We start from the raw sequence: 13,226 nt of genomic DNA, 5'->3' as shown, positions 1-13,226 counted from the left end.
ACCCATCCCCTATTCTACGATCTCCCATCAACCGCCGCCGTTCGCGCGGAGGAAACAGAAAAGATGGGAGCAAACGTCATGACCACGCGCCGCGATTTTCTCAAAACGGGTGCCGCTGCCGCCAGCGGCATTTTCTTTTGTGGCTGCGGCCTCTTGCACCGCGCACATGCACAAGCGCCAACGCGGCAGAAGCTGCCCGTTTCGGCCAACGGCAAGCGGGTGAAAACCATCGATGTGCACGCGCACTGCAATTTCCGCGAAGCCGGCGCACTCCTGGGTGAGGAGGGGACAAGGATTCAGGCCGGCACGAACGTCGGGGCGCAAGAGACGTTTATCGAACTCGGTCAGCGGCTCGCCGCAATGGATGCTCAAGCCGTTGACGTAGAGATATTGTCGATCAATCCGTTCTGGTACAATCGCGACAGCGATCTCGCCGCGCAGATCGTCAAAATCCAGAACGAGAAGCTCGCCGAATTCTGCGCCGCGCATTCCGATCGTTTCGCAGCCTTTGCCTCGCTCACCTTGCAGGCGCCTGATCTGGCTGTGCAGGAGCTCGAGATCGCCGTCAAGAAGCAGGGATTAAAGGGCGCCGCGATCGGCAGCTCCGTCAACGGCGTCGATTTCTCCGACTCGAAATTCCATCCGGTGTGGGCCAAGGCCGAAGAACTCGGCGTACCCTTGTTCATCCATCCGCGCGGCATTCCCGAGCTCAACAAGCGCCTCGCGGGCAATGGCTGGCTCGACAACACCATTGGCTATCCATTCGACACGACGCTGGCGCTGTCGCACCTGATCTTCGAGGGCACGCTCGACCGCTTTCCCGGCCTGAAAGTGATTGCGGCCCACGGCGGCGGGTATCTGCCGGCTTACGCCGATCGCATCGACCATGGCTGTATGGTCCAGCCCAAGGGATGCAACCCGGACATCCAGCTAAAGAAAAAGCCGACCGAATATCTGAAGCAAATTTATTTCGACTCGCTTGTCTTCACGCCCGAGGCGCTCCGCCATCTGGTGGCGCAGGTCGGCGCGAATCAGATCATGCTCGGCAGCGACTACCCATTTCCCTGGGAGCCCCAGCCCGTCGATCACATCTTCGCCTCGACCTCGCTCAGCGACGACGAGAAGGCCGATATCCTCGGCCGGACCGCGGCGAAGCTCTTTAATTTCGAGGCTTGAGCGCCGGCTGCCCCTTTAGATGCTGCAAGGTGTCCTGCGACAACGAAGCACTGTCCTCGCGGTAGAACCGCAGCGCGCCGGGATGGAACGGCAGAATGCGGTTGTTGGCGGCGTTGGCCGCGCGCGTACCCGTGGCGGTCGGATAGATTTCGGATTTCGGATCCGCCGCCGACAAAACCGCCTTGGTGATCGCGTAGGCGACCTCGTCCGGCAGGTCCTTGTTGGCGACCACGAAATTCCAGGCGGAGAAGCTTTTTATCTCGGCAGTCTGTCCCTTGTAGGTGCCGGGCGGAATCGACGTCGGCGACAGCGCCGGCAGCTTCGCGAGCACGGCTGCGACTTCGGTATCCGACAGCCCGAACACGATCGCATCGGCCTGATCGGCGACGGCGATCAGCGAGGGGATCGGCACCACCGCGCCCTGCCACAACGCATCGATCTCGCCATCGAGAACCTGGCGCGAGAGCGCGGCCGGATCGCCGTTGACGATGACGGGCTTGATATGCGCGACCTCGGCGGCGGCACGGAAAAATCCTTCGGCCGGGCCTTTCGCGGGACCGACGCCGACCTTCTTGCCGTCGAGGTCGACGAGCGCGCGAATGCCGCTTTTACGCAATGCGGCCACCTGGAACGAGGTCTCATACATCGGAAACAGCGCACGCACGTTCTCGTGCTTGTGGCCGGCGGCAAAGCCGGTGCCGTTGACGGCCTCATATGCCGACGCCATGAAGGCCGTTCCGATCGTCATCGGCGAAGCGTCGACCGCGATCAGGTTGTCGTTCGAGCCGCCGCTTTTCTTGATCTCGAGACGGATGTCTTTCTTGGCGAGATAGGCCGCCACGCCCTGGCCGTAGGGCAGGAAGGCGCTGCCGTCACCGGCGGTCATGAAGACGACGGGGGCATTTTGCGCGGCCGATGGTGCCGCAAGGAGTGTGGCCAGTCCCAGAAGGCCGCAAGAGAGGCTTCTTCTTGTGAGGATCATGTCGTGCTGTAGCGAAGCATGCCGTCGACTTCTTCTGCGGTCAGGCGGCCTTCGACCAGCATGTAGTTGACATGCGCGACCAGCTCGCCCGCGGCAAAGCCCATCTGGTGCTCGTCGAGCACATGCTTGTGAAACACGACCGGCACGAGTTCTGCCGAAGTCTTCGAGGTCTCGCGACAGGCATCCGCGATCAGCCGGCAGCGCTCTTCGTGGTGATCGGCGAGCTGCTTGATCCGCGTCTTCAAGCCGTAGAACGGCACGCCGTGGCCGGGTAATACGAGAAGATCATAGGGTAGCGTGGTCGTGAGGCTGGCGAGCGAAGCGAGATATTCGCCGAGCGAATTCTGCTCGGGCTCGACCGCCCAGACGCTGACATTGGGTGAGATCTTGCTGAGCACCTGGTCGGCCGACAGAAACAGCTTGTCGGCGGCGCAATAGAGCATGACCTGATCGAGCGCATGGCCGCCGCCGGTGATGACCTTGAAGCGGCGCGTGCCGATCGAAATCTCGTCGCCATGCGAAATGCGCCGATAGGAAGCCGGCAAGGTCGAGACCCGCTTCAGATAGTCCTGGCCGCGCCCGAGCAGCTTGTCGGTCAGGCTTTCGTCCATGCCGTGGCGGCGGAAGAACAGGCGCTGCGCCTGCTTGCGTTCTTCGGTGCCGCGGTTCTGGTGATAGACCGATTGCAGATACTCGACCTGCGACATGAACAGCGGACAGCCGAAACGTTCGACCACCCAGCCGGCGAGACCGACATGATCGGGGTGGGAATGGGTGACGATCAGCCGGCTGATTTTTACGTTCTTGAGCGGACCATCGAACAAGGTCGTCCAGGCCGCGATCGTTTCCTCGTTGCCGAAGCCGGAATCCACCATCGCCCAGCCGTCGCCGTCGGAGAGCAGGTAAATGTTCACATGGTTCAGGCGAAACGGCAGCTTCAGGCGAACCCACAGCACGCCGGGCATGATCTCCACGGCCTGGTCGGGACCGGGATGGTTTTCCCAGGGGTAGCGCAGCGCCTCCGCGGAGGACGTCGTTACGTCTGTCCTTGAATTCGTCATCCCCGATCCGGTTTGCGTTCGGTGTCCGGCCACTATCGACGCGGCGGCCACCGAACACAATCGCCAATTCGGGATTGGCGATATGGGCTTCAGCAGGCGGCAAAATTAAAAAGGCCGGCGCTACGCCGGCCTTTTCTCTCACCAAGTGATCAGACGAAGATCAGTACTTCGCGACCACCGGGCCTCCCCAGTTGAAACGGTAGTTGATGCCCGCCTTCACGACGTGGTCGTCGGTGCGGAAGCTGCCGAACTGAGCCAGCGTGGCCGGCGTGGTGAAGCTGGCGTTGCCGAAGTTGTAGTACTGATACTCCAGCTTGCCCGACCAGTTCTGCGTGAACATGTATTCCAGACCGGCGCCGATGGTGTAGCCGTTCTGATGATCGCCAGTGGTCGCGAACGCGACCGGCGTCCCGCCAACCGCCACCGACTCGTTGTTGTCGGAGTAGGCATAGCCGCCCTTCACGTAGAGCAGGCCCGGACCCCAGGTGTAGCCGATACGGCCCGTCAGCGAGCCGAGGCCGCGCTGGTTGTTGGTGTAGGTGGAGCCGCCCGGGAACACGACGCTGCCGTTGTTGCCGGCGATCCAGGAGTACTGGGCTTCCGCACCGATCACCCAGTTCGGGTTGAACTGATAGTCGGCGCCAGCCTGCACGCCGCCGAGGAAACGGCCATTGCCGTTGTTGCCGGTGGTGAGGCCGCCGAAGTTGCTGTTGTCCGAGAACACGCCGCCGAGATGGCCGCCGATGTAGAAGCCGGTCCAGTTATAGAGCGGAGCGGCATAGGCCGGCGCCTTGGTGTACTGGGGGCGTGCCGCAAGATCGGCTGCGAGTGCTGGCACGGTCGCGCCGAGGGCGACGAGAGCCACAGTTGCGAGTAGAACTTTCTTCATTGGTAGGTTTCTCCAGAGAGTAGTACGTTTTTCAGACCGTGCGCATTCTGCGCCGTCCATGGCGCGCACTTAGCCAGCTTTTGGGTAAAAAGCTGTCACCGATCCGCCACACCTGGGGAGAACCCAACGTATTGGGGAACAACAGAAATTTATGCTTAGTGACGGCTTAATGAAGCTTTAAAGAAGCCTTAATTTCAAGCAGTTGCGCATCGCAATACGGTAACGGCGGGAACCGGTTGCCGAGATCGCGCGCGGTCCCACAGGCGCAATCCAAACGAATTCGTGAACGCTTCGAATATCGGAGATTGGCCGCCTCGGGCTGGGCACTTCGAACCCAAACCAGGCTTCTTAGGGATACTGTCGCCGGTCAAGCGCACCTCGAAATTCCTTCACGCCGGTTTGCGCTGAAGCGTCACGACAATCGTTTCCGACGCTGTTCGTGCGTTCGACGTTCGTCGCCTCGCCCGCGATGCTGGAAGATGGTTTGAGATTGCTTCGCGCCGATCGCGGAACTTAACGACGACGGCTCGAGCTTCGAATCCGCTAGCCGTCGGGATGGGCTGGTGCTGCCAGACAGGATTGAACTGTCGACCTCTCCATTACCAATGGTTGGGCCAAAAGTTAGAAAGTGATGTTTTTCAAGAACTTCTGACGCTATTTTTGAACACCGCACGGATTTTGCACGGGTGTGCCGGTTCTAGGAGCGGGCCGCCTCCTCGGCGATAGGTTTGGGATTGGCTAGATCGGCGAGCTTGGTCGCGACCTCTGCCATCGTATTCTCTGCGGTATCTAAGCCGGTTCGAGAGGCGAGCATTGGGCTGACGTTACGGAGGGCTTCGTATGTCGTTCCGTGAACAACGGGAACGAGACGGTTACCAGCTAGAAGTACCGAAAGTTCTTTGTCGGCGATGCTTTCCGTTGGCAGGCGGCGCAGCAGCGCTGGGGTGACAAGGACGATTCCGATCCGCGAGGCCGCCAAGCCTTTATCGATGGCGCGCATCAAGGGCACGCCGAGGCCTACGTCCTTCTCACTGAACCAGACTTTGACACCGCGTGCCTCAAGCAGGTCGTGGAGTTCCTTGGCGGCCCCCTCGCGGTCGTCCCACGCATGGCAGAGAAACATATCCCGAAGGTCAAGGAACGCTTGTTTTTCGACGCTCTCGCGGACCGGCGTGAGCGCTTGCACCTCGGCCGGCGTGTACGTCACGGACGAGCCTGCTCGCGACCATCGCGCCCTTACGCGGCCGCCGGACCCGCCGCCGCTACTCCGGCCACTCCCGCTACTCCCCGACGATGAGTAAGACGGGGGCGAGTAGGATGGGGGCGAGTACGAACTGTAGCTGCTGTAGCCGCCGCCATAACCGCCGTAGCCGCGCCCACCGCATGCAGGGCAGGCCGCTCGACCGCTCGCCGTGCGGTGGCCAAATCTTGGTGCTGTGCATCTAGCCATGCGGCTCATGGTACCGGGTGCCATCGCCGCTCTCAAGCGCTAGCGCAAAGCGACTTCGTCCCTTCGACCCACTAGGTCGTTTCGCTTGCCCGTGCCTGCGGCGAGCCTGTTGGCCCACTTCAGTGGGTCCTTCATCCACGGCGCATTTGCCCACTCATTGATTACCGGCAGGGTATTAATGGCCTCGATCAACTTAGGCTGCGGCACGTTGGTATAATGACGGCTCATATCGTCGCCAACCGCATGGCCCATAATCTGATCCTTAATGTGCGGGTGTATGCCGTTGACCACCAACTGCGTCGAACACGAATGCCGCCCGGTGTAAGGCGAGATATCCCTAATTCCTGACCGCCGCCGCGCACCGTTGATCGCAGTTTTCATCTGGCCGCCTTCGTCCTCCTTCGGCTCATATGGCTTGCCGCGTGGTGTTCGGAACAAGAAGCCGCCGCGCTTACAAAGGCCGGTGAACAGCGGCACCAATACTTCGTGCATGGGAACGCCACGAGGTTCGCCGGTCTTACTTGCATCGAGCGTGACCCATCGACCTTCGATGTTAAGCTGATAGTCCTCCATGACGAACAATTCGATGGGGCGCATTCCGGTGTAAAACATCGTCGTCAAAAGCATCGCTGGGGCTGGCGACATCGCCATCACAAACCTCGCGGCGTAGTCATAAGCCACGGGCGTTGTCCCAGCCCGATACTTCTTCGGGGTCAGCTTTACAGTCGTGCCCTTCGGCTTACGAGGCCGAACCCATTTCCGTGGTTCAGCCCACTTGTTCCTTACGGCATGATTCCAAACTGTAATAAAAGGAGCGTGGCACTGCCTATTGCGAGTCGCCGCAGACGTGTTGGGGTACAAAATATTTGCCGCAGCATCTAATTCGTCTTGGCCAATGGAATGCAATTTCGTTTTCTCGAAATGGCCAAGCAAACGAGTCCAGCGCCCATTCTTTTCCTCTCCTAGAAATCTAGGTGAGCCACCGCCCGCCATGTATGAAACCGCGGCTTCGAAGAACGTAACGGTAGATTGCTTGCCGTAAACACTATCCTCTAAGAGGCGAGCTTCACGTTTGATGCGGATTGCCTCTGCGGCCTTCTTGTCGTCAGTGCCCGTGCTTTCGAATACAGACTGTTTGCGGACGGTGCCACGGAGATAGTAGTGGTCCGAACCTGATCGCTTGACGAGCTTGAGTGACAATGCATCCCCTCCCAAATTAATCGAATGTCATTTTCAGAAAACAGATAGGTCCTGCCATTCTTTGCGTAGTGCGGATGTCGCTTGATGATGTCTTGAAGCGAGCGTTTCCCAACCCGTAATTTAGCGGCGGCTTCCTCGAATTTGTAGATAGTCCCAATCGGTTCATTATCGTTCGCAGCTCGCAATTTCATTTCCCCTAAAATGTAGAAGCCGCCCCACCGGGACGGCCGCGTTTGAAAAAACTCGTTAGGCTATATCGCGCATTCGAAGTATCGATTGCCAGCGCTAGACGGACCACGCGACCCGAAGTTCAGACTTGTCAGAATGTTTTTTAGATAGTTGAACTGCTTCTCTCGCGTTGGGTCTTGCGCTGCTTCCCACGCACAAACGTCCCTCAGGCGTTTTTTCTGAAGCGCAGTCTTCAACGGAGGCGGCAACTTTAAAATCAACTGAATCTTTTCTTCGTCGATCAGATATCCGACGTGCGGATTGAATCCGAGACGATCCATCATAGTAAAAAACCGCTTGGGATCAAACGGCGCTTGTGGATCGATTTGCCCGAAGTGAGGCGGTAACGATTTCTGTGTCCCGAATTGATTGAAAGTCCTCTTGTGTGGTGCTGGCACGTATCCCCCTATACAGCCGCAAGGAATCTCGCGGCCCGCCAAGTGTGCGTACAAGAAATTGAGGAGTCAATAAAAAATACTGACTTAGCTGTACCGAAAATCGATACACTTCCGGGTATCCGGCCGCATCGAAACTGGTTACAAAATGCCTGACTCCGTGAAACGGAATGCGCTACAACTCCAACATGAATTCCAGCCAATGCCGTGCAGCAAGGGCACTTCTGAAATGGTCGCAGACTCAACTAGCCGAGTCTTCTGGCGTAGCCTTATCGACTGTAGCCGAATTCGAAATTGGTAAGCGCGAGCCGCGATCCGACAACTTGACGGCAATGATGAGCTCCCTAGAAGGCGCTGGCATCATCTTCGAAAACGATAGCAAGTATGTCGGCGTAAAGCTGAAGATCAAGCGCGGGAAGTGACTGTGCGAGAAACGATACTAAGAGAAATAAAGCGTCTCGCCGAAGCAGATGGTGGGAAGCCTCCGGGTTCGCGTACATTTGAGAATGAAACTGGTATCCGCCAAAGTGCATGGCGAGGAGTTTTGTGGGCACGTTGGGGTGATGCCGTCACCGAAGCCGGTTTCGAACCGAATGTTAAACAGGAGAAACATGAAGAGAAGTTTTTTCTAGAAAAGCTCGCTGAAGCCTGCATCCATCTGCGGAAGTTTCCGACCGCGATGGAGCTTCGGATGTACAGTAAGATTGATGAAGCGTTCCCTAGCACCAAGAGCATCACAAGGCAGTTCGGTTCATTGAAGAACGTACCGCGTCAGCTTTTAGAATGGGCGGTGGCGAACAACCGCGCCGACATTGAAAAAATATTGAGTGCCAACCTCGCACCGACTCCGGTGATTCCGTCCAATATAAAAGAAGGATTTGTTTATCTGATCCGTTCTGGTTCACACTACAAAATTGGCCGGAGCGACGAATTGGAGCGGCGTGTTAAGGAAATACGTGTGGCGCTGCCCGACAGCGCTACCCTCGAACACTCCATCAGGACTGACGATCCAGCCGGTATCGAAGGTTATTGGCATCGTCGTTTTGCAGACAAGCGAGCTAATGGTGAATGGTTTAAGCTTGATCGCGCAGACGTTGCCGCGTTTAAGCGTCGAAAATACCAATAGGCGCAACGCGAAAGCTGCGAACGATGTCGAAGCTATTGCCAAAATCTCTGTACGCTAACTTGATGGAGGAAGCACGATACAGAGTAGAAGCTATGGACGCAGCGCTAAGCGGCAGGATATCGCTCCCCGACATGATACTTGAGGAACTTATTTACCTGCAAATTCGCCTATTGTGCGAGATCGTAGGATTGGGCTGTCTGATAGCACATGGCGATTTCACTCAACATGATCTCAAAAAGCTTCGCGACGAATACGACGCCGACAAGATCATCAAAAGCCTCACACCCCTTAGTGCAACATCCTTCCCAGAACCCGTTAGGATTCAGGTATTACCGCCGGGTCCCGGCAACCCCAAGGGTTCCGTACATATTGACGAAGCTCCGGCAGGCAGCGCTTTGACCAAAGATGAATTCCTTAGGCTGTATGGCCGGACTGGCAATTATTTACATCGGGGGAAGTTAAGACGATTGCAGTCTCGCCCGCCATATAGTGCTGTTAACCTGACCCAAGCGACAGAATGCGCGAAGAAAACGCTTGGCCTCCTAGACCAACACCGCATCAGGTCGCCGGACAATTTGCGGCATTGGTATTGCGCTTTGAAGGGCCCCGACGGGAAAGTCATGGTATTTGAAACACTCGCGCCGTCTTCCCCTCCCTAAGACTGTCATCTGTCACCGACGAGTCTCGGTCAGCCGCCGCAACGCCACGAAATCCATCCAAGCCAGTTCTTTAATCGTCATGGCTGGCGCTTCGGACTCTTCTTCAAGCCATGACTTAACACCGCCAACGCGAGCGAATCTGTCAGCGGGAACTGTCACAAGGCTGCATTCTACTAGATCAACCGCCTTCAGCGTTCGCTTCGCGCCGTTCGGACCCGAACCTGATTTATGTAAATCAAAGTCTTTCGCCCTGTAGCCAATACTCAACCCGTTGAACGCGGGGCGTGGTTTCATCTTCAAGAGCGCATACGCGTCCGCACCGCGCCGTGTGTTGATCGCCAGCTTGCCTTTCAGCTTCAAGCCGCGTTCGTCCTCTTCCATGCCGGTCCAGATGCCGATAGGGACATCGGAATGTTGTGAGAGTAGTGCAGGCCATTGAGCCGCGCCGCTCTTCGCGTCTGCAATCGTTTTTCGGAACGCGCCGGGAGCTACCGTATCGCCATAGTCGTCAACGTTACCGAATGTTGACCCGTATCCGACAAACGTTCCATCGTCGTCATTCGAGCCTGCTTTGATTTCGAGCGGGCAATAGATGTGGTCCATGAGTCTAAATCCTAAAAACTATTTGAGAGCAATGGTGGTGTTTAGTAGTGTGCCGCGATGATATCTCGCGAGTTAGATTCGCCGGGCGTTAGCGGAGAAGGGATGGCCACTCACAATTCAAGAGGCGGTAATAGGCTGACAGGTCGTCCTAAGGATCGACCAGTCGCAAAGAAGGTTCCGGCACAAAGGTTCCCTGTCGAAAGTGAAATCCAAAGATTGGAAGAGGAACTGAACGCCTTTAACGACCGCATCGCCGAATTAGAAAGCGAGGGTCATCGAAGCCTCGCGCTAGATGTATTGAAGGTCAACGCTTTGGATTTTGCACAAAGGATCGACGAGCTTCGTTCTTTATTGGTCGAGCGCGGTCTAAAAAATTAGAGCAAATCGGTGAGGAAGTCCGCATCGTTGAGTGGGTCGCGGCACGTTAAGTCGTCCGCGTTGGCAGATTCAGCGCGCCGCGTTCTCTCGGAGAGAATCCGAGCTTGCTTAGCACGCCAATTAAATTCGATACGTCGCCGGATTTGATTTCCTCTAACCGATATCGTGCCATCAGCGTAGCTGCGATTTCGACGAGGAATCTATCGGCGCTTGTCAGCCACCAGCCGCGTTCGCGCATTTCCTGCCAAGTTTCCTTGACCGGCTTCGGGACCCGTCGTGGTGGATCAGGGAGCGGCGTCGTTACGATGGGTTCATTTTGTCGTTCTCTCTTCCTGTTTGGATTGCGTTTGAATGCGCCGAGCAATTCGAGCATAGCGGTCGGTTTTCTTGGCCTAGCCATGGAATCCTGAAGGTTCTGGGTTTTGTGGACGTAAAACATTGACGGCTGGTCAGTCACGCGGCCAAAGCGAGCAGGGATGGTTGGCCCCCGTGCCTTCGTAGCCTTCCGGCATGGTTGCAATCGTTGTTGGACTGTTGCCAACAGGCACGCTGTCTGGGCGCGAACCGCGCTAAAGGCGATCCGTCTGGTTGGCAGGTGATTACGCCTTGGTGGATGTCCGTCCTTGAGCGCTTAACGGACTCAAATCGCACCTTGCGCCATGTCCGAAAAGTGCCCAACAACGGACGTGGGCGCTTTCCCGATCAATGCCGGTTTTGCGCCAGCATTCGCCACAGCGCTTGACTGCCCCAAGCCGGGCTCCAAGAATATGGCCGAAGCTTGACGGAGACAATATCGAAAAGATACCATTAGGTAAAGCGCTGCACTTTTGCTGCTCGATTTATTTTCATGCGGTTATTTTTCGACGGTTTGGTAGGCGAGATCGTCAATGGATGATGTGGCCGGAACATTTTCGCTCGATCAAGTCGCGCGCATTTGGCCAGTTCTTAAAAATGACGCCAAACGTAAGAGGCGTATTTGGACAATCAAACGGGCAATAACGATTTTAAAAACATCGGAAGGGCTGACAAAGATCGGCGCGCTCCGATACTCGATGTATATCGAACAAGACAAAAAACCTTACGCTCACGCGGACTCCTCTAAGCGTTGTTTTCTTGAACCAATTGACCTGCGAAGTGTGAACTTGGCAGCAACGGTGCGCGGCGAATGTATAGCGGGCCTTCGATTGACCAAAGCCTGCGATGCTTTTGACGATGAGTATCTGTTTCGATTACTTTCGCACACTCCTTTCAGTCCAGCCGACTACGATAAAGTGGTCGTATGCTCGCGGTTAGTTTTAGCAAACTCTGTACGCGCGCGACTTCAAATATCTGGCATTCTTCAAGAGGCTTTCAGAATTTCGCTTACAAATGGAATTGACTACGCCGTCTTATCTGCACGTCCGGCCCTTGTTCCGCTCTACAAAAAAATGGGGTTCATCCCGTTTGGAGAAGGATACCGAGAAAAAATTGCCGGCGATTTGAGCGTCTTAATACTGGACCTGCGGAACAGAGAAGTTCTTTCCTCTACTCGCTCCATATTCCTACGAGTTTATGATGCACTTACGTTTCGCAAAGGGCCTGAGCCAAAAATGAATGCTATTGTCGGGGCGTTTTCATTCGATCGAGCGGCGGCCGGGTGGCCAATTCTCAAAGATGAGGGCAGAAAGTTTCATGCTTCGATGTTCAAATATAGCGTCTCGCTGGTAAAGACATCACAGGACCTGCGAAAGATAGGCGAGCTTCGATATTTGATGAATTTCAAAACCGACACGAAGTTGTCTCCATACGCCGACCCATCTAGCCGCTGCTTCCTCGAGCCAATTGATCTGGATAGCGTGAATATTGTTGCGACTGTCCGCACGAAGTGCGTAGGGGGCGTTCGACTGTCGAAAGCCAACGATCCACTCCAAGGCGACTCCTTGTTGCGACTGCGTTCACACATTCCTTTCGCCCCATCGGACTACGGTAAAATTGTGCTCTGCTCGCAACTTGTTTTGGCGAAGGGCATCCGAGCGCGTCTTCAATTAGTTCCTCTGGTCCAGGAGGCCTTTCGAGTAGCAATGATTAGCGGGTTTAACTATGCCGTTATGTCTACGAAACCAGCCTATGTCCGGCTTTTCAAAAAAATGGGTTGGATTCAGCACAGCGACAGTTACCACGACGAATTCGCGGGCGATCTGGTTGTAATGATATTGAATCTGCGGAATAGAGAAGCGCTTTCCGCTGTTCGCTCTATATTTCTAAGAGTGTTCGATGCTTTTGCATTTCGAAATAGCAGTAAGGTGCGCGCATGAATCACGTAGCAAAAGAGACAGGAAAATACTCGGAAGAAGCCCACGCGACCTTTAACGAGCTCGATGCTCGAGTCGAAAAGGTATTCTCGCAGGTCAAGGAGTGGCGCGGATGGAAATTCCTTCACGATCCTAATACCCCGCGTGAAGACATTGTCAGGTTCATTAGAGAGATATTTCGCTCTGTGGTCATGTATCAGGCTCACACCACGGAAGCGGGATTCCATATGTTCGGCCGCTTGCCGAAAGGCGATGTCCGGCTGATCCAGGCTCTATGTGGTCATAAGGCGGAAGAGGCCGAGCACGGCATCTGGGCGGCCGAGGACCATCAGAAACTGGGGGGCCAGCCGCAGGTACAAGCAAAGCCCTCACCTGCCACATTTGCGGTTGCCGCGGTTTGGTGGCGTATGGCGATGTTGGAAGATCCCTTAGGGTATTTAGGTGCGGAATATCTTTTTGAGGAGCTCACAGCGCTGGCTACAGCAGCTTTGCTGCCTCTTATCAAAGCTCGGGATCTACCAACAGACGGATTCCGCTTCATTATCGAGCATGCAACAGAGGATGCTAAGCACGCCGTTTTTATCAAGCACCTGATATTAGACGTGGCAACGCGTTATCCTGAAAGCCCAACGGCAATGTTCCGCTGTTTTGACTATTTTCACCAGGTGTACCCGCTTCCCGTGTGGGACGAAGCGTTCGAGCGCGCTATAGTCGCTTCTGCTCGATAGCCGAAGGAAAGCTCGATTCTATAGAAGCCTCACGACTTGCGTGATGGGTCAATCGCGTCG

General features: G+C 55.9%; 13 protein-coding genes. 6 read left to right on the top strand and 7 right to left on the bottom strand.

Annotated features, from left to right (window positions below):
* The first annotated feature begins 78 nt into the window (after window positions 1-78).
* Window positions 79-1,176 (top strand): amidohydrolase family protein, encoded by a 1,098-nt coding sequence (locus BUA38_RS10105; protein WP_072826003.1) that lies wholly within the window; start codon window positions 79-81, stop codon window positions 1,174-1,176.
* On the opposite strand, the gene BUA38_RS10100 is transcribed toward BUA38_RS10105, so the two are convergent.
* The 5 genes from BUA38_RS10100 to BUA38_RS10080 all read right to left on the bottom strand — a co-directional run bounded on the left by BUA38_RS10100 (window position 1,160) and on the right by BUA38_RS10080 (window position 6,758).
* Window positions 1,160-2,158, bottom strand: coding sequence for a TAXI family TRAP transporter solute-binding subunit (locus tag BUA38_RS10100; protein ID WP_072817794.1), 999 nt, complete (start codon window positions 2,156-2,158; stop codon window positions 1,160-1,162). The genes BUA38_RS10105 and BUA38_RS10100 overlap by 17 nt on opposite strands.
* Complete coding sequence (locus BUA38_RS10095; RefSeq protein ID WP_072817793.1) at window positions 2,155-3,219, bottom strand: MBL fold metallo-hydrolase; 1,065 nt, start codon at window positions 3,217-3,219, stop codon at window positions 2,155-2,157. The genes BUA38_RS10100 and BUA38_RS10095 overlap by 4 nt, the downstream gene beginning before the upstream one ends.
* Window positions 3,220-3,379: 160 nt before the next feature.
* Window positions 3,380-4,108 carry an outer membrane beta-barrel protein gene (locus BUA38_RS10090; protein ID WP_072817792.1) on the bottom strand — a complete coding sequence of 243 codons (729 nt, stop codon included), beginning with the start codon at window positions 4,106-4,108 and terminating at the stop codon, window positions 3,380-3,382.
* 697 nt (window positions 4,109-4,805) lie between these two features.
* Entirely contained in the window at window positions 4,806-5,315 is a 510-nt protein-coding gene (locus BUA38_RS10085) for a toll/interleukin-1 receptor domain-containing protein (protein ID WP_338076353.1), read from the bottom strand.
* Window positions 5,316-5,597: 282 nt separating this feature from the next.
* The gene (locus BUA38_RS10080; protein ID WP_072817791.1) at window positions 5,598-6,758 is read right to left on the bottom strand and encodes a tyrosine-type recombinase/integrase; all 1,161 of its coding nucleotides are present in this window, start codon (window positions 6,756-6,758) and stop codon (window positions 5,598-5,600) included.
* Between the two features lie 793 nt (window positions 6,759-7,551).
* On the opposite strand from BUA38_RS10080, the gene BUA38_RS10070 reads away from it, so the two are divergent.
* A complete protein-coding gene (locus BUA38_RS10070; RefSeq protein ID WP_072817789.1) occupies window positions 7,552-7,803 on the top strand; it encodes a helix-turn-helix domain-containing protein in 252 nt (83 codons plus the stop codon).
* A 2-nt stretch (window positions 7,804-7,805) separates the two neighbouring features.
* On the top strand, window positions 7,806-8,507 hold the full coding sequence (locus BUA38_RS10065) for a GIY-YIG nuclease family protein (RefSeq protein ID WP_072817788.1): 702 nt from the start codon (window positions 7,806-7,808) through the stop codon (window positions 8,505-8,507).
* Window positions 8,508-9,178: 671 nt separating this feature from the next.
* Here BUA38_RS10065 and BUA38_RS10055 read toward each other — a convergent pair.
* Entirely contained in the window at window positions 9,179-9,769 is a 591-nt protein-coding gene (locus BUA38_RS10055) for an HK97 family phage prohead protease (protein WP_072817786.1), read from the bottom strand.
* Window positions 9,770-9,871: 102 nt separating this feature from the next.
* Here BUA38_RS10055 and BUA38_RS36635 point away from each other — a divergent pair, with 102 nt between their 5' ends.
* Window positions 9,872-10,147, top strand: coding sequence for a hypothetical protein (locus BUA38_RS36635; protein ID WP_156898473.1), 276 nt, complete (start codon window positions 9,872-9,874; stop codon window positions 10,145-10,147).
* Between the two features lie 46 nt (window positions 10,148-10,193).
* Here BUA38_RS36635 and BUA38_RS10050 read toward each other — a convergent pair whose 3' ends face one another.
* Entirely contained in the window at window positions 10,194-10,520 is a 327-nt protein-coding gene (locus BUA38_RS10050; protein ID WP_072817785.1) for a hypothetical protein, read from the bottom strand.
* Between the two features lie 514 nt (window positions 10,521-11,034).
* Here BUA38_RS10050 and BUA38_RS10045 point away from each other — a divergent pair.
* Together BUA38_RS10045 and BUA38_RS10040 are read left to right on the top strand one after the other, a co-directional pair.
* Window positions 11,035-12,441 carry a hypothetical protein gene (locus BUA38_RS10045; RefSeq protein WP_072817784.1) on the top strand — a complete coding sequence of 469 codons (1,407 nt, stop codon included), beginning with the start codon at window positions 11,035-11,037 and terminating at the stop codon, window positions 12,439-12,441.
* The gene (locus BUA38_RS10040; RefSeq protein WP_072817783.1) at window positions 12,438-13,166 is read left to right on the top strand and encodes an iron-containing redox enzyme family protein; all 729 of its coding nucleotides are present in this window, start codon (window positions 12,438-12,440) and stop codon (window positions 13,164-13,166) included. The genes BUA38_RS10045 and BUA38_RS10040 overlap by 4 nt, the downstream gene beginning before the upstream one ends.
* Window positions 13,167-13,226: the final 60 nt, after the last annotated feature.

Origin of the sequence: Bradyrhizobium erythrophlei, from assembly GCF_900142985.1 — a bacterium.
GTDB lineage: Bacteria > Pseudomonadota > Alphaproteobacteria > Rhizobiales > Xanthobacteraceae > Bradyrhizobium > Bradyrhizobium erythrophlei_B.
This window is presented reverse-complemented; position numbering and strand designations above follow the sequence as displayed.

What these genes read in the sequence shown, in the direction of transcription:
- BUA38_RS10105 (WP_072826003.1), top strand. Translation starts at nt 79, where the DNA reads ATGACCACGCGCCGCGATTTTCTCAAAACGGGTGCCGCTGCCGCCAGC.
- BUA38_RS10100 (WP_072817794.1), bottom strand. Translation starts at nt 2,158, where the DNA reads ATGATCCTCACAAGAAGAAGCCTCTCTTGCGGCCTTCTGGGACTGGCC.
- BUA38_RS10095 (WP_072817793.1), bottom strand. Translation starts at nt 3,219, where the DNA reads ATGACGAATTCAAGGACAGACGTAACGACGTCCTCCGCGGAGGCGCTG.
- BUA38_RS10090 (WP_072817792.1), bottom strand. Translation starts at nt 4,108, where the DNA reads ATGAAGAAAGTTCTACTCGCAACTGTGGCTCTCGTCGCCCTCGGCGCG.
- BUA38_RS10070 (WP_072817789.1), top strand. Translation starts at nt 7,552, where the DNA reads ATGCGCTACAACTCCAACATGAATTCCAGCCAATGCCGTGCAGCAAGG.
- BUA38_RS10055 (WP_072817786.1), bottom strand. Translation starts at nt 9,769, where the DNA reads ATGGACCACATCTATTGCCCGCTCGAAATCAAAGCAGGCTCGAATGAC.
- BUA38_RS36635 (WP_156898473.1), top strand. Translation starts at nt 9,872, where the DNA reads ATGGCCACTCACAATTCAAGAGGCGGTAATAGGCTGACAGGTCGTCCT.
- BUA38_RS10050 (WP_072817785.1), bottom strand. Translation starts at nt 10,520, where the DNA reads ATGCTCGAATTGCTCGGCGCATTCAAACGCAATCCAAACAGGAAGAGA.
- BUA38_RS10045 (WP_072817784.1), top strand. Translation starts at nt 11,035, where the DNA reads ATGGATGATGTGGCCGGAACATTTTCGCTCGATCAAGTCGCGCGCATT.
- BUA38_RS10040 (WP_072817783.1), top strand. Translation starts at nt 12,438, where the DNA reads ATGAATCACGTAGCAAAAGAGACAGGAAAATACTCGGAAGAAGCCCAC.